Genomic DNA, 15,974 nt, shown 5'->3' on the forward strand with positions numbered 1-15,974 from the left:
CCCGTCCCGCGCCCCGTCCCGCGCCCCGTCCCGCGCCCCGTCCCGCGCCCCGTCCCGCGCCCCGTCCCGCGCCCCGTCCCGCGCCCCGTCCCGCGTCGCTTCCGCCGAGCCGTCCCAGGTACCGCCCCCCGAGCCGTCCAGCAGGTCTTCCAGCAGGTCGTCCAGCGACCCCGCGCCGACCCCCGGCGGGTGGACGAGCGCCGGGGGCAGCCACGCGGGGCGGCGCTGCGGCGTATCGCTGATCCCGATGAGAGTCGTGATGTACAGGCCCTGCGCCGGCGGCGGTTCGGGGCTGAACCGGTACTCCCCGGCCCGCGCCCTGGCGACCGGCACCGCGAGCACCACGAGCACCGCCGCGGCCAGGGCCGTGCCCCGGCGCGACGCCCCCGACCGGCGCAGGCTCCGGCACGCGGCCATGGTGCCGGCCGCCGCGGCCAGCAGTGCGGGCACGGTGGCCAGCAGCAGCCCGGCCAGGTCCCGGGAGGCGGTGAGGGGCAACTGGCCGTAGGGGTCCGGATGCCACATCGGCCCGGCCGCGACCACGGTCACCAGTGCGGCGGCGGCCACGGTACCGGCACCCGCCAGCCTGGACCGCCACCACTGCCGATCCCGGGGAGGGCGGGACGCGGCGACCGGCGCGACCGGGTGCGGACCCAGCAGCCCCAGGTCGAGCACGCCCGGACCCAGCCCCGGGCCGGTGCCGGGCGCCGCCCCGGTGTACGGCGCCGGTCCGCGCAGGTCGAGGACCCCGGCGCGACGGTCGCCGCGTTCTGACCGCAGACCGGGGACCAGCCCCGCCCGCGCCGTCGGCAGCAGCCACGCCAGCCTCGCCTGCAGCGCCGCGTACAGGCGCGCCTCGGCGCCGTGACCGGCCAGCAGGGCGGCCGCCGACAGGCCGAGGACCGCAGCGGTCAGCAGCGCCGCCTCGAGCCGGGAGGTGGTGCTGCCGGCGGGGGACTCGGTGACGAAGAACGGCCAGCCCAGCCCGCCGCCGCGGAACTCGGTCACGGCCACGAACGCCGTCACGGCCGCCAGCCCCGTCAGCAGGGAGAGGCGGCGCAGGGGGCCGGTCGATGCGCGTACCGTGGCGGCCGCGGCGACCACCAGCAGCGCCGCGGCGGTCAGGGTGGCCGACCACGGCACCGGATGGTGGGTGAGCAGGCCCAGCACGTGCGCCGCCGCGAACGCGAGGACCGACCAGCGGGACACCGTGTCGACCAGCACGCCGGCGATCATGTCACCGGCGTGCGGGCGTCGTTGTCGGCCGACCGGGTCGTGTCTGCCGCACGTCATGACGCACCCGCAACAAGGCCCCGGGGAAAGCCTCAGCAAGGCAGCGTGCAGCGGAACGTGGCGCCCTCGCCGAGGGTGCTCTCCACGACCAGGTCGCCGCCATGGTCGCGCACGATCTGCCGGGCGATGGTCAGCCCCAGGCCGCTGCCGCCGGTGGCGCGGTCGCGGGCCGGGTCGGCCCGCCAGAACCGCTGGAACACGAACGGCAGGTCGTCCGGGGCGATGCCGCAGCCGGTGTCACGGACCTCGACGGCGACCGAGTCCCCGTCCGGGAATGCCCGCAGGGTCACCTGCCCGCCGCGGTCGGTGTACCTGACGGCGTTGCCGATGAGGTTGCCCAGCACCTGCCGGAGCCGGTCATGGTCGGCGTGCACGGGCAGCGGCCCGGCGGTCTCCGCGGTCAGCCGCACCCCGGCGGCCTCGGCGACGGCCAGATGCGCGACCCGGGCCGTGTCGACGAGGTCCGCCAGGTCGAAGTCGCTGCGGCGGTACGTCAGGTGCCCGGCCTCGGCGAGCGTCAGGTCCTGCAGGTCGTCGAGGATCCGCCGCTGCAGCATCGCCTCGTCGTGCAGCGAGCCGAACAGCTCCCGGTCCGGCTCGACCAGGCCGTCCTGCAGCGCCTCCAGGTACCCGAGCAGGTTCGACAGCGGTGTGCGCAGCTCGTGCGCGACGCTGGCGACGAGGCGGCGCTGCGACTGCTCCGCGGCCTGCAGCGCCGAGGCCATGCGGTTGAACGACTCCGACAGCTGCCCGAGCTCGTCCCGGCCGGCGGCGGACACCCGGGTGTCGAGGTGCCCGTCGGCGAGGCGCCGGGACGCGGCGGTGAGGTCGCGCACCGGGCGGCTCACCTGCCGGGCGATGACGGCCGTGCCCAGGACGACCAGCAGCAGGACCCCGCCGCCGGCGGCGAGGCCGGGCCGGCCGATGAGGCTCGCCGCGCCCTGGTCGACGGCGCCCAGGTAGAGCTGCAGCGGCTCCGGCGCGAACGACGAGACCCGCTCGCCGAACGCCTTCGTCAGGCACGCCGCCGGGTGCCGGTCGCCGCGGCAGCCGCCGACGAACGACGCGTCGCCCTCCTGCTCCACGGCGAGGCTCTCCTTGACCTGCTTGCGGCAGCCGGAGTCGTCGTTGCCCGTGCCGTTGGTGACCGGGATGCCGTACGGGTTGACGGTGACCGCCGGCGGCGGCCGGCGCAGGCCGGTGAGGCAGCGGGCGAACAGCACGGTCTGGCGGAACTCGACGATGTTCTGCAGCGTCACCGCCGCCAGCTGGTAACCGCCCTTGGCCTCGATCTCCGGCGACGCCTGCTCGCCGGCCTCACCGGGCGGGAAGGTCAGCGTCGGGCGCGGGTCGATGAGCACCGGCTGGCTGACCACCGGCCGGGCGGTGCGCCCGTCCATGTGGTCGGTGTCGGCGGTCACCTGGCCGTAGAGGTTCGTCAGCCGGATCCGCTGCTGGTTGGCTACGGAGGTCCGCTGGACCACCTTGTCGATCCCGGCCCAGGTGCCGTGGCGCTGCGCGTACTCGCGGAACGTCTCGACGGTGGTGGCCTCGTTGCGGGTCGCCGTCTGCTGCGACTCGGCGATCTGCCGCGCGGTGAGGCGGACGCTCAGCCAGGCGGTGACCCCGATCGCGGTCACCGCCACCAGCAGCACCAACCCGAACACCCGCACCCGGAAGCTCATGCCGTCACCTCCGCTGCGCTCCGGTCCGCCGCGCTCCGGGCGCTCATTGGGGGTCCTCGCTGAGCCGGTAGCCGCGGCCGTACACCGTCTGGACGTAGCGCGGGTCGGTCGGGTCGGCCTCGATCTTGCGGCGCAGGTTGACCACGTGCGCGTCGACGGTGCGCTCGGACACGTCGCGTTCGAAGCCGAACACCCGGTTGATGATCTCGCCGCGGGTGAAGACCCGGCCCGGCTCGCCGGCGAGCAGTTCCAGGATGCCGAACTCCTTCGCGGTGAGCACGACGACGGCGCCGTCGACGCGGACCTCGAAGCGGCCGGCGTCGACCACCAGGCCGCCGATCCGCAGCACCTGCTGGTGGCCGGGGCTGCCGATGCCGGAGCGGCGCAGCAGCGCCCGGACCCGCGCGGCCAGCTCCCGCGGGCTGACCGGCTTCGTCATGTAGTCGTCGGCGCCGAGGTCCAGGCCCAGCAGCAGGTCGTCCTCGGTGGAGCGGGCCGTCACCAGCAGGATCGCCACTGTCGACTCGGCCCGGATGATCCGGCACACGTCCAGGCCGTCGACGAGCGGCATCATCACGTCCAGCACCAGCAGGTCTGGCCGGCGCGAGCGGCACTGCTCCAGCGCCAGCCGGCCGTTGGGGACGGTCAGGACGCTGTGGCCGTCGCGTTCCAGGTACAGCCGGATCAGCTCGGCCTGCTTCGGGTCGTCGTCGGCGACCAGGATCCGTGCGCTCATCGCGGCCATTGTCGCGCGCCGAGTGTGAAGAACCTGCGAAACCTCAGCCGGGTTCCGATGCGCCCGACGGTTCTTCATCGGTTCCCAACAGGGCGCTTCCTACCTTCGGCGCCATGTGTGGATTCCTGGTGTTCGTGAGCAACGACGGCATCATCGGTACCGCTGAGACCGACGAGCTCGCCACCGCGCTGGACCTGCTGCGCCACCGCGGCCCCGACGAGACCACCCTGCACGTCGACGGCGGCGTCGCGTTCGGCTTCCAGCGCCTCGCCATCGTCGACGTCGCGCACAGCCACCAGCCGGTGGCATGGGGCGACTGGACCGTGGTGTTCAACGGCGAGCTGTACAACTACCGCCTGCTGCGCGCCGAGCTGATCCGCGACCACGGCGCGTCGTTCGCCACCGAGGGCGAGGCAGAGGTCCTCGCCGCCGCGTTCCACCACTGGGGGCCGGGCGCCGTGCACCGGCTGCGGGGCATGTTCGCCTTCGTCGTGCGCGACCGCGCCACCGGCGCCGTCCACGCGGTGCGCGACCCGTTCGGCATCAAGCCGCTGTACCACCTGCGGACGCCGGGCGGGCTCTACCTGGCCAGCGAGAAGAAGGCGCTGCTGCCGTTCGCCGGGGGCGTGACCCGCGTCGACTCGGCGGCCCTGTCGCACTACCTGACGCTGCAGTACGTGCCGGAGCCGGCGACCCTGCACCCGTCGGTGCGCCGGCTCGCCGCCGGGCACACGCTGACCTGGACGCCGGGGTCCGCGCCGCGCGAGGAGGCGTACTTCCGGCACACGCTGCGCCCCTCGGCGCGCCCCGCCGAGGACGCGATCGCCGCCGTGCGCGACGCGCTGCGCGACAGCGTGCACGCCCACCTGCAGTCCGAGGTGCCGCTCGGCGCGTTCCTGTCCAGCGGCATCGACTCCACGGCCGTCGTCGCGCTCGCCCGGGAACGGCGTCCGGGGATCCGCACGTACACCGTGGGCTTCGACGACGAACGCTACAGCGAGATCGAGGCGGCGGCGCAGACCGCGGCGGCCCTCGAGGTGGACCTGACCGCGACCCTCGTCCACGACGACGACGTGATCGCCGCGCTGCCGCGCATCGTGTGGCACCTCGACGACCCCGTCGCGGACCCGGCGATCGTGCCCCTGTGGTTCCTGGCCCGCACCGCCGCCCGCGACGTCACGGTCGTGCTGTCCGGGGAGGGCGCCGACGAGCTGTTCGCCGGCTACGAGATCTACCGCGAACCGGCCGCGCTCGCCGGCGTGGGCAGGCTGCCCGCCTCGCTGCGCCGCGGGCTGCGGGCCGTGTCCGCGGTCATGCCCGAGGGCGTGCGCGGCAAGAGCTTCCTGGACCGCGCGACCACCCCGATCGAGGAGCGCTACTACGGCAACGCCCGCATCTTCGGCCCGGCCGAGAAGGCCCGGCTCATGCGCGGCCCGGCGCAGCCGCACACGGCGGTGACGGCGCCGCTGTTCGAGGCGGCGCAGGACCTCGACGACGTCGCCACCATGCAGTACGTCGACCTGCACACCTGGTTGCCCGGCGACATCCTCACCAAGGCCGACCGGATGTCGATGGCACACTCGCTGGAGCTGCGGGTGCCGTTCCTGGACCGGGCCGTCTACGCCGCCGCCGCGTCCCTGCCGACGTCGCTGAAGCTGGCCCGCACCACGAAGTACGCGCTGCGCGAGGCGATGCGCGGCATCGTGCCCGACGCGGTCGTCGACCGCCGCAAACTCGGCTTCCCCACCCCGACCAGGGTCTGGTTGCGCGGCGACATCGGCGCCTGGGCCGGCGACGTCATCGCCGAGGCGGGCGTGGACCACCTGCTGGACCTCGGGCACGTCCAGCGCCTCCTCGCCGCCCACCGCCGCGGCGACGCGGACCATTCGCGAAAGATCTGGACCGTGCTGTTGTTCTGCATCTGGTACGCCCAGCAGACCAGCCCCTCCCCGGTGCCGGCCAGGCTCTGAGTGGCGGTGATCACTTCGGGGTGAACGGCGGGGGTGGCCAGAGGGCGGCGGGTGGAGGCTGGAGGTCATGTGCGCAGCCTGCCGGTCCGAGACCCACACTGCCGTGCAGAAGCCGCGCAGGTTCGCGGCGCTGCGGAACAAGGACTGCCGGCCGTACCTGTTCGGGGCGGCGCTGGCCATGATGGCCGACAACATCGAGCATGTCATCACGTACTGGGTGCTGTGGGAGAAGTTCCATTCGCCGGCGTTGTCCGGGTTCCAGGTCATCAGTCACTGGGTGCCGTTCCTGCTGTTCTCGGTGTACTTCGGGTCGCTCGCCGACCGGTTCGACTGCCGGCGGGTCATCCAGGCGGGACAGGCGCTGTTCATGGCGGTGTCGGTCGCGTGGGGCGTGCTGTTCCTCACCGGCACCCTGCAGGTCTGGCACGCGTGCGTCCTGCTGGTCCTGCACGGCGTCTCCGGCGCGCTGTGGGGGCCCGGTGAGCAGCTGCTGCTGCACGACTTCGTCGGTGACGAGGAGCTGCCCAGCGCGGTGCGGCTCAACGCCACGTTCCGCAGCCTCGGGGTGCTGTTCGGGCCGGTCGTCGGCTCGGCGCTGCTGCTCGGGCTCGGGTCCACCGCCGGGATCTTCGTCAACGTGCTGTTCTACCTGCCGCTGACGCTGTTCCTGTTCCGCACGAAGTTCACCGGGCACACCCGCGACCACGGCGCGCCGCGGGCCAGGGTCGGGCTCATGGAGTCGGTCCGGGTGCTCAAGGCGGTCGGGAGCAACCACACCCTGGTCAGCATGATCATCCTGGGTGGGCTGGGGTCGTTCTTCGTCGGGGCGTCGATGCAGTCCGCGATGCCGATCTTCGCGCAGGATCTCGGCGCCGGGAGTACGGCGACGGGGGAGGGGATCGACGGGGCCAGCCTCGCGTACGGGGTGCTGCTGTTCGCCAACGGCGCCGGCGGGGTCATCGGCGGCATCCTGCTGGAGGCGACCGGGCGGATCAGACCGACCGTGCTCGCCGCCGTGATCAGCACCGCCGTGTACGGCGTCACCAGCCTGTGCTTCGCGTTCACCACCAGCTACCCCCTCGCGGTGGGGCTGCTGGTCGTCGGCGGCGTGGCCAACCTCGCGTCCATGTCGATCGGGCAGACCGTCGTGCAGCTGCTGGCGCCGCCCGCCGACCGGGGGCGGGTGATCGGCGTGTACGGGGTCAGCGCCAACGGGCTGCGGGCCGGCAGCGGCTTCACCGTCGGCCTGCTCGGCGCCGCGATCGGTGTGCACCGGTCGCTCGGGCTGAGCGCCGCCTGCCTCTGCGTCGGCACGGTGCTCGCCGGCGTCTATGCGCTGCGGGGCCGTAAATCGGTTCCGGTGAGTGGCGCGGCATCAGTATGATCTCCGTACCGTGCTGAGGAAGGGGGAGGAGACCGCCATGCGTTACCGCGTCGTCGTCCCCCAGTCCCGGCACGAGGTGATCCTGGTGTCTTCCCGCCCGCTGGTGTAAGCCCGCGCGGCTGCACCGGCCGGACCCCGCGCCGCTGGAAGGCGTGGGGTAATCGCGCTGCCCTGTTCAGATCATCCTGAAAGGCCGCAGAGCCGTGCGCACCCATCACCTGTCCGCGACCCGCAACATCGGCATCCTCGCCCACGTCGACGCCGGCAAGACGACCATCACCGAGCGGATCCTGTTCCGCACCGGCGCCACGTACAAGCAGGGTGAGGTCCACGACGGCACCACCGTCACCGACTTCGACGCCCAGGAGCGCCAGCGGGGCATCACGATCTTCGCCGCGGCCGTCAGCTGCACCTGGGACGGCCACCGGATCAACCTCATCGACACGCCCGGGCACGTCGACTTCTCCGCCGAGGTGGAGCGGTCGCTGCGCGTCCTGGACGGCGCCGTCGCCGTGTTCGACGGGGTCGCCGGGGTCGAGCCGCAGAGCGAGTCGGTGTGGCGCCAGGCCGACCTGCACGGGGTGCCGCGCATCGCGTTCGTGAACAAGCTCGACCGGGCCGGTGCCGACCTCGACACCGCGGTCGGCTCGATCCGGACGCGGCTGCACGTCACGCCGCTGGTCGTGCAGCTGCCGATCGGCGCCGAGGACGGCTTCACCGGCGTCGTCGACCTCGTGACGCGCCGCGCGTTCACCTGGGTGGACGGCGCGATGACCGAGGTCGCCGTGCCCGACCCGGCCGAGGCCGGCCGGCGCCGGCGCCTGCTGGAGGAGGCCGTCGCCGAGCTGCACGCCGGTGCCCTGGAGGAGTTCGTCGCCGACGACGCGATCAAGGACGCCACGCTGCGCGACGCGCTGCGCGAGCTCACCGGCACCGGCGCCGGTGTGGTCGTGCTGTGCGGTTCGGCGTACAAGAACCGGGGCATCGAGCCGCTGCTGGACGCGGTCGTGGCGTACCTGCCGTCGCCGCTGGACGTCGCGCCCGTCGACCCGCAGCGCCCGGCGACCCCGGACGCGCCGTTCGCGGGCCTGGTGTTCAAGGTCCACGCCGCCACCACCGGGCGGCTCACCTATGTGCGGGTGTACTCCGGCACGATCACGAAGGGAGCCACCGTGCTCGACACCGGCACCGGCCGCACCGAGCGGATCAGCCGGATCCTGCACGTCCAGGCGGACCGGCACACCGAGCTGGACGAGGCCGGCGCGGGCGACATCGTCGCGGTCGTCGGCGTCAAGCACGCGCGCGTCGGCAGCACCCTCTGCGCTCCGGATGCGCCGCTGGTACTGGAGGCAGCCGCCACCGCGGAGCCCGTCGTCTCGGTGGCGGTGGAGGCGCGGGTCGCCACGGACACCGACCGGCTGGCCGCAGCGCTGGCCCGGCTCGTCGACGAGGACCCGTCACTGCGCGTGCGCAGCGACGCCGAGACCGGGCAGACGGTGCTGTCCGGCCTGGGTGAGCTGCACCTGGAGGTCGCCGTGGAGAAGCTGCGCCAGACCGGCGGGCTGAGCGTCAACGTCGGCCGCCCCCAGGTCTCCTACCGCGAGACCGTCGTGGCGGGCGTCAGCGGCCTGCTGTACCGGCACGTCAAGCAGGACGGCGGCGCGGGCCAGTACGCGCACGTGCTCATCGACGTCACCCCGTCGCAGGAGCCGTTCGGGTTCGACTCGGCGGTCGTCGGCGGGCGGGTGCCGAAGGAGTACGTCAGGGCGGTCGAGGCCGGCTGCCGCGACGCGCTGCTGGAGGGCCCGCTCGGCGGTCACCCGGTGACGGGCGTGCACGTGACGCTCGTGGACGGCCAGACCCACTCGAAGGACTCCTCCGAGCTGGCGTTCCGCACCGCCGGCCGGCTCGCCCTGCAGCAGGCGCTGCGGCAGAGCACCATGGCGGTGCTCGAGCCGGTCGCGGAGGTCACCGTGACCGCCCCCGACGACACCGTCGGCGCGGTCCTGGGCGACCTCGCGGCCCGCCGCGGCCGGGTCACCGACTCCACGACCCGCGCCGGCACAGCGGTGGTGACGGCGACGGTGCCGCTCGCGGAGCTGTTCGGTTACGCGACCCGGCTGCGCAGCCGCACCCAGGGCCGGGGCACGTTCACCACCCGGCCCGCCGGCTACCAGCCGGCTCCCGGCGGCACGTCCTGAACGACGGCTGGGGCCCCACCTGTGACGGTGGGGCCCCAGCCCGGGTCATTCGCGGCGTCAGCGCGTCATCACGGAGTACAGGAAGCCGACGATCACCAGCACGCCGATCACCCCGAACAGGATCAGCGCGCCGGAGCCGGTGGTGCTGGCGCCGCCCTCGTCGTGCAGTTCTGACGTTTCGGGCTCTTCGTCGGAATTCACGGGATCTCCCTATTCGGACTTGCGGGACATCCTAACGTGACGGTGGGTGGCCGGGCGGTCAGGTTCGCCGCTCGATCGGCAGCCTGGCCCGGGTGAACATCGCGGTGCCGAGCATCGCGACGGCCGGCACCACGAGGACCGCGACAGCGACGTTGGGCCACGGCACCGCCCACGGGTAGGTCGCGTCGGCCGGCCACCTGCTCAGCGCCTGGCGGTTGAGCGCGGCGAGCACCGCCCACCCGGCGCCGAGCCCAGCCGCGGCGCCCAGCAGCGAGCCGAGCCCCGCGATCACCCCCGCCTGGCTCAGCGTCAGCCGCCGCCGCACGCCGGGCGACGCGCCGACGGCGCCGAGGGTCGCCAGGTCCGGCCGGCTGTCGACGGCGGCGAGCCCGGTCGAGATGCCGGCGGCGCCGAGCGCGATGACCGCCGCGACGATGCCCAGGACCACCAGGTTGACGGTGGCGTCCGGCCGGTACGGCCACGCGACCGAGCCGTGGTAGAAGTTGCCGAGCGCCCCGGTCGCGGCGTTGAACGCGCCCATCTCGGCCCGGGTCGGCATCCGGCTGGTGGCCACCACGATGCCCTTGACCTCGACGGCCAGGCCGGCCTTGGCGACGGCCTGCGGCGACATCGCGACGAACACCCGCGACACGGCGGTGGTGGTGACGTAGCCGGGGACGGCCACGGTGTGCCCGTACCCCTCGGGGTCGCCGGGTGAGGGCGCGGCCAGCAGGACCGTGCCGTTGTCGACCAGCGACGGGTCGGCCACGACGACGCCGCCGGCGCGCAGGGTGGCCTCGGCGCGGGCGAGGTCCTCGCCGTGTGCGGCGGAGACGACCCCGACGGTGGAGCCGTCGTCGACGATGGTGGTGGCGTTGCCGCCGCCGTACATCACGTACCCGTTGCCGCGGCAGCGCGGGTCGCGGGCCGCCTTGCGCTGCTCCTCCGGCGTGGCGTCGCCGGGCCGGAACGGGCACCGCCGGTGTGCCGGCCGCACGGGCAGCAGCCAGCACGAGGTGTCCGCAGACGCACCAGGCGGGCAGGCCACCCCGCGCAGCTCGACGGTCCTCGCCACCGGCAGGGTCGCGGTCGCCGCCTGCACCAGCCGCGCGGTGGGCAGCGGGTCGGCGCGTTCACCCCGGTCGCCCCAGCCGCGGGTGATCTCCGCGTACCCGTCGGGCAGTGCGGCGACCTGCATGTCCCGCTGCCGCTGCACGTCGCTGGCGAAGAACACGCCGATGGTGACGGCGCCGAGCACCGCGGCCATCACCGCGGAGATCGCCGGCGCGGTCGAGGACCGGTTGCGGGCCAGGTCCCGCACCGCGATACGGGGCGCGAGCGGCAGCCGGCGGCCGAGCCGGGCGACCAGCCCGACCAGCGTCGGCGTGACCACGACCAGGCCCAGCTCGGCCAGCACGAGGCCGGCCATGACGACGGTCGAGTCGATCGCCACGACGCCGTAGCCCGCGCCGGCCGCGCCGGCGCCGAGCATGCCCAGCCCGGCGACGAGCCAGCGGCGGCCGGGCCCGGTCCGGTTGCGCCGCCCGGCGAGGGCCGCGACCACGTCGGTGCGGGCCGCGGCGAACGCCGGCACCAGCGCCGCGCCGACCCCGGCGACGAACGCCAGCCCGGCGATGCCGAGCAGCGCCTCAGGGAAGACCCGGTACCCGCCGGCGCGGGCGCGCACGACGTGCTCCTCGAAGACGCCCCGCAGCGCGAACGCGGCAGCGATCGCGACGGCGGTGCCGACCACCCCGGCGACCACGCCGAGCAGCACCCCGTCGGCCAGGACGATACGGCGCAGCTGCGCCGGGGTGCCGCCGTTGGCAGCGACGAGGGCCAGCTCGCGGCGCCGCCGCCGGGCGCCGACCGCGAACGCCGGGCCCGCCAGCAACACGATCTCCAGCACGCCGAGGCCGAACACGAGCACGCCGAGCCCGAACACGTCGCCGTCGCCGGACGGCCAGGTCGGCGCGTCCGGCGGCGGGTCGAGCACCACGGCGCGGGACCGCACGACGACGCCGTGCTGGTTGAGCGCCCGCACCTGGTCCCAGGTGATCGGGGCGGGCGCGTCGACCAGCCAGCTGGTGTACCGCTCCGGCGGGCCGACCGGCAGCGTGCCGGGGCGCAGCACCGCGGCCGGCTTCAGGCTTCCGGGCAGCTCCATCTCGGCCACGACGCGCAGCTCACCCCGCTCCGGGAGCTGGACGGTGCCGCCGAGCAGCACCCCGAGCAACTCCATGGCGGCCGCGTTCAGCGCGACCTCGCCGCCGGACGCCGGTGCGGTGCCGCGCAGCAACGCCACCCGGCCCCGGTAGGCGGCGTCGGCGAGGTCGAACTGGTGCGCCCGCAGCTTCTGCTCGCCGGTGCCGCCGCGCAGCCGGACCTCCCGCTCGTCGAGCAGCGCCACGCGGGAGCCGGCGGGCAGCAGCGCGAGCAGGCCCTCGGCGCTCGGCGTGGCCGGCTCGCCACGGCCCGGGTTCATCACGCCGTACCCCTGGGCGTCCTGGGTGACCGGCCCGCCGAACGGCCAGTGCACGGACGCCTCGAACCGGCCCAGCTCGCGGTCCAGCTCCTCGGCCGGGGTGAGGGCGAACATGTCGTAGGTGACCGCGGCGAACGACAATCCCAGCACGGGCAGCAGGATCAGCGACAGCACGAGCGCGGTGCGGCCCTTCGCCCGGCGCGCCTCCCGCCGGGCGATGCGCAGCGAGACCAGCCAGCCCCTCACGTCGCCACCCCTCCGCTGCGCTCCGGAGCGCTCATGACGCGGCGCCGTCGAGCAGGTGCTCCGGCTCTTCGAGCGGCCCGGAGGTGTCGACCACGACGCCGTCGCGCAGGAACACCACCCGGTCGGCCCACGCCGCGTGCCGGGCCTCGTGGGTGACGAGCACCCCGGCCGCGCCCGCGTCGACCTTGCCGCGCAGCAGTCGCAGGACCGCCTCGCCGGTCTGCGAGTCCAGCGCGCCGGTCGGCTCGTCGGCGAGGATCAGCCGCCGCTGCCCGACCAGCGCCCTGGCGATCGCGACCCGCTGCTGCTGGCCGCCGGACATCTCGTCGGGGAAGCGGTGGGCGTACCCCTCCAGCTCCACCTCGGCGAGGGAGGCCAGCGCGGCCCGCCGGGCGCGGCGCACGCCCACGCCGTCGAGCTCCAGCGGCAGGGCGATGTTCTCCGCCGCGGTGAGGCTCGGCAGCAGGTTGAGATCCTGGAACACGTACCCGATCCGGCGCCGCCGCAGCGCGGCGAGGGCCTTGCGGCCGAGCCCGCCGAGGACCGTGCCCTCCACGGCGACCTCGCCCTCGCTCGGCGCGTCCAGCCCGCCGGCGAGGTTGAGCAGGGTCGACTTGCCGGATCCGGACGGGCCCATGACGGCGACCAGCTCGCCTGGCCGGACGGTCAGCGACACGCCGCGCAACGCCCGTACCGTGGCCTCGCCTGCGCCATGGGTGCGGTGCACGTCCCGGAGCTCGAGCACGCTCATGCCGTCGTCTCCTCGGCCAGGTCCGGCGCTGTCGAGGGGGCCGGGGTCGGCAGCGGGGCGTACCGGGCCAGGCTCGCCTCGCAGTGGTCCAGCCACCGCACCTCGGCCTCCGCCTGGAAGATCATGGATTCGAGCACGAGCCGCCAAGACAGGTCGGCGGGGCCGTCGGTGCGCTGCTTCATCCGCGTGTACTCCTGCAGCATCCGCACCGTCGCGGTGCGCTGCGCCTGGATGATGCGGGGCACGTCCACGCCGGGGGTCGTCAGCGCGAGCGCCAGCTTGATCGCCAGCTCGTCGCGGGGGCGGTCACCGCGGCCGATCGGTGTCGCGAACCAGGCGGCGAGCTCGGCCCGGCCCGCGTCGGTGATCTCGTACGGTCGCTGCCCCCCGTCGTGCTCCGGCAGCGACCGGACGAGGTCGTCGCGCTCGAGCCGCGACAGGGTCGTGTACACCTGCCCGATGTTCAGCGGCCACGTCCCGCCGGTGGACTCCTCGAACGAGGTCCGCAGCTGGTAGCCGTACATCGTGCCGCGCTGCAGCAACGCGAGCAGACCGTACTTGATGGACATGGATACGGAGTATGCATACTCGGTATGCGTCCCGCAAGCCGCCTGCCCGGCGCGGGTTCTATCCGGGCCGATCGGCGTGGGCCTTTACCCGGGCCGATAGGCGTGGGTCTTTGCACGGACCGATAGGCTCGCCGCATGGGGGGCGAGTTCGAGGTGCCGTTGCGGGACGGGCGGGTGCTGCACGCGTACGACACCCGCGGCGGCGACCACGTGGTTTTCTGGCACCACGGCACGCCCAACACCGGCGCCCCGCCGTCGCCGCTGTTCGCCGCGTCCGAGCCGCTCGGCATCCGCTGGATCTCCTACGACCGCCCCGGCTACGGCGGCTCCACCCCGCACCCCGACCGCAGCGTCGCCTCGGCCGCCGCCGACGCGGCCGCGGTCGCCGACGCGCTGGGCGTGGACCGGTTCGCGGTCATGGGCCACTCGGGCGGCGGCCCGCACGCCCTCGCCTGCGCGGCGCTGCTGCCCGACCGGGTCACGGCCGCGGTGAGCGTGGCGTCGCTGAGCCCGTACGCGCCGGCGGCGGCGCCTTCCACGGCGGGTCTTTCCGATGACGGCTACTTCGCCGGGATGGCCGATGGGGGTGTCGCCTCGCTCGGGGCCGCGATCGCCGGCCGCGCCGCCAAGGAGCGGCACGAGGCGACCCCGCACGACGACCTCGACATCGGCTTCCTCCCCGCCGACTGGGAGGCCCTGTCCACCGACTGGTCCTGGTTCGGCGAAATCGTGGCCGCCGCCCAGCGGTCCGGCCCCGCGCCGCTGATCGACGACGACCTGGCGTTCGTGCGCCCGTGGGGCTTCCCGCTCGCCGCCGTGACCGCCCCGGTCCTGCTCCTGCACGGCGCCGCCGACCGCATGGTGCCCAGCGTGCACGCCACCCGCCTCGCCGCCCAGCTGCCCACCGCGACCCTGCGGGTCGTCCCCGCGGCAGGCCACATCACCGTCATGCGCCACGCCGCGGACGCCCTGCAGTGGCTGCGCGCCCGATGAGCGACCGCTCCCGCGACGGGTACGCCCTCAGCACCGACCCGGCCCGCGTCGACGTCGACCTGGTGCACCGCTGGCTCGCCGAGGAGTCCTACTGGGCCGCCGGCCGCGCGCACGACGTCGTGGCCCGTTCGATTGCCGGCTCCCTGCCGTACACCGTCTGGCACGGCGACACCCAGGTGGCCTTCGCCCGGGTCGTCACCGACGGCGCCACCTTCGCCTGGATCTGCGACGTCTTCGTCACCACCCCCCACCGCGGCCGCGGCCTCGGCCAGTGGCTCGTCGACACCATCGTGGCCGACCTGTCCGCCGCCGGCCTGCAGCGCTTCCTCCTCGCCACCCGCGACGCCCACGAGGTGTACCGCCGCTCCGGCTTCGAACCCATCGCCGGCCCCGGCCGCTTCATGGAGATCGACCGCCGCCCCACCCGCGGCGCCATCCTCGCCATCCCCACCGACCCCGAATAGTCCCCGCTCCGCGGCGCCCACTTTGACCGGCCGGCGTCGGCGTTCCGCCTTCGAACCCATCGCCGGCCCCGGCCGCTTCATGGAGATCGACCGCCGCCCCACCCGCGGCGCCATCCTCGCCATCCCCACCGACCCCGAGTAATCCCCGCCCCGACCCGCAGCGCCCACTTTGACCAGCCGGCGCTCCGCTCCGCGCCTGCACGGGGTCGGGGTGCCGGGCCAGCCGCGGGCGTGCAGCGACTGGGCGACGATGCGGGCGGTGTCGCAGGGGCGGTGGTCGACGTCGGCCCAGCCGAAGCGGAGCGTCGCCCAGCCGGCAGTGGTGGCGGCGTTGTCGCGGTGGCGGTCGTGGCGGGGGTCTTGGTGGGCGGCACGGCCGTCGAGCTCGATCAGGAGGCCGAAGGCGGTGTACTCGACGTCGCGGTACACCGTTGAGCGGCCGGACCGGTGGCGGCGCTGGCGGGCGGGTGCCGGTAGGCCGTGGCCGCGTTCGACGTCGCGCAGGTAGCGGAGCTCCAGCAGCGAGTGGCAGCCCGCGGCGACGTCGGCGACGGCCGTGACCAGGGCTTCGCGCCAGCGCAGGCGGCGGCGGGCGCGGATCGCGGTGAGCAGCCGGTCGGGGGTGGTCAGCCGGCGGGCACACGCACGGGTGAGCCAGCCGAGTGCGGCGTCGACGTCGGTGGCCTGCTGGGTCAGGTCCAGCACGGTGTCCTCCACACCGGTGCGGGGCGGCACGCGGGCGGCGGCGGCCACCAGGAGGTTGCTGCGGCGGTGGTACAGGCGGATCCCCGGCAACGGCAGTGGCCTCCGGCGGGTGGGGATGCTGATGTGGATCACGGGGCCGGGGTCGTCCAGCAGGCCGAGGAGCGAGGCCGCGGTCTCGTGGCTGAAGACGGCGCCCTCGCCGGCGGCGGTGAGCGCGGCCCACAGCACCGCCGGGCGGGTCGGCGGGCCGGAAAACGTCCAGTACACGCCGTGATAGGCGCGCTGCCAGCG

Annotated in this window: 12 protein-coding genes; 5 read left to right on the forward strand and 7 right to left on the reverse strand. The window is 74.6% G+C overall.

Annotated elements, in window-relative coordinates; genetic code table 11:
• The 3 genes from AB0H83_RS20690 to AB0H83_RS20700 all read right to left on the reverse strand — a co-directional run.
• Nucleotides 1–1,224 (reverse strand): hypothetical protein (locus AB0H83_RS20690; protein ID WP_360096060.1); only part of this gene is annotated, 1,224 nt, incomplete at its 3' end.
• A 101-nt stretch (nt 1,225–1,325) separates the two neighbouring features.
• The gene (locus AB0H83_RS20695; RefSeq protein ID WP_360096063.1) at nt 1,326–2,978 is read right to left on the reverse strand and encodes an ATP-binding protein; all 1,653 of its coding nucleotides are present in this window, start codon (nt 2,976–2,978) and stop codon (nt 1,326–1,328) included.
• Between the two features lie 43 nt (nt 2,979–3,021).
• Nucleotides 3,022–3,723 (reverse strand): response regulator transcription factor, encoded by a 702-nt coding sequence (locus AB0H83_RS20700; RefSeq protein WP_360096066.1) that lies wholly within the window; start codon nt 3,721–3,723, stop codon nt 3,022–3,024.
• A 104-nt stretch (nt 3,724–3,827) separates the two neighbouring features.
• Here AB0H83_RS20700 and asnB point away from each other — a divergent pair, with 104 nt between their 5' ends.
• The 3 genes from asnB to fusA all read left to right on the forward strand — a co-directional run bounded on the left by asnB (nt 3,828) and on the right by fusA (nt 9,269).
• Nucleotides 3,828–5,684 (forward strand): asparagine synthase (glutamine-hydrolyzing), encoded by a 1,857-nt coding sequence (gene asnB / locus AB0H83_RS20705; protein WP_360096069.1) that lies wholly within the window; start codon nt 3,828–3,830, stop codon nt 5,682–5,684.
• A 103-nt stretch (nt 5,685–5,787) separates the two neighbouring features.
• Nucleotides 5,788–7,068 (forward strand): MFS transporter, encoded by a 1,281-nt coding sequence (locus AB0H83_RS20710; RefSeq protein WP_360096072.1) that lies wholly within the window; start codon nt 5,788–5,790, stop codon nt 7,066–7,068.
• A 203-nt stretch (nt 7,069–7,271) separates the two neighbouring features.
• Nucleotides 7,272–9,269, forward strand: coding sequence for an elongation factor G (gene fusA / locus AB0H83_RS20715; protein WP_360096075.1), 1,998 nt, complete (start codon nt 7,272–7,274; stop codon nt 9,267–9,269).
• A 57-nt stretch (nt 9,270–9,326) separates the two neighbouring features.
• On the opposite strand, the gene AB0H83_RS20720 is transcribed toward fusA, so the two are convergent.
• Genes AB0H83_RS20720 through AB0H83_RS20735 form a run of 4 tightly spaced genes read right to left on the reverse strand, consistent with a single transcriptional unit; the run spans nt 9,327 to nt 13,521 of the window.
• Nucleotides 9,327–9,470 carry a hypothetical protein gene (locus AB0H83_RS20720; RefSeq protein WP_360096078.1) on the reverse strand — a complete coding sequence of 48 codons (144 nt, stop codon included), beginning with the start codon at nt 9,468–9,470 and terminating at the stop codon, nt 9,327–9,329.
• A gap of 58 nt (nt 9,471–9,528) precedes the next feature.
• Nucleotides 9,529–12,201 (reverse strand): FtsX-like permease family protein, encoded by a 2,673-nt coding sequence (locus AB0H83_RS20725; protein ID WP_360096081.1) that lies wholly within the window; start codon nt 12,199–12,201, stop codon nt 9,529–9,531.
• A gap of 31 nt (nt 12,202–12,232) precedes the next feature.
• Complete coding sequence (locus AB0H83_RS20730) at nt 12,233–12,952, reverse strand: ABC transporter ATP-binding protein (protein WP_360096084.1); 720 nt, start codon at nt 12,950–12,952, stop codon at nt 12,233–12,235.
• Nucleotides 12,949–13,521, reverse strand: a complete 573-nt coding sequence (locus tag AB0H83_RS20735) for a PadR family transcriptional regulator (RefSeq protein WP_360096087.1) — start codon at nt 13,519–13,521, stop codon at nt 12,949–12,951. Before AB0H83_RS20735 ends, AB0H83_RS20730 begins: the two co-directional genes overlap by 4 nt.
• Nucleotides 13,522–13,656: 135 nt before the next feature.
• On the opposite strand from AB0H83_RS20735, the gene AB0H83_RS20740 reads away from it, so the two are divergent.
• Together AB0H83_RS20740 and AB0H83_RS20745 are read left to right on the forward strand one after the other, a co-directional pair.
• A complete protein-coding gene (locus AB0H83_RS20740; protein WP_360096090.1) occupies nt 13,657–14,514 on the forward strand; it encodes an alpha/beta fold hydrolase in 858 nt (285 codons plus the stop codon).
• The gene (locus tag AB0H83_RS20745; RefSeq protein WP_360096093.1) at nt 14,511–14,978 is read left to right on the forward strand and encodes a GNAT family N-acetyltransferase; all 468 of its coding nucleotides are present in this window, start codon (nt 14,511–14,513) and stop codon (nt 14,976–14,978) included. Before AB0H83_RS20740 ends, AB0H83_RS20745 begins: the two co-directional genes overlap by 4 nt.
• Nucleotides 14,979–15,974: the final 996 nt, after the last annotated feature.

The organism is Dactylosporangium sp. NPDC050688, from assembly GCF_040654515.1.
GTDB lineage: Bacteria > Actinomycetota > Actinomycetes > Mycobacteriales > Micromonosporaceae > Dactylosporangium.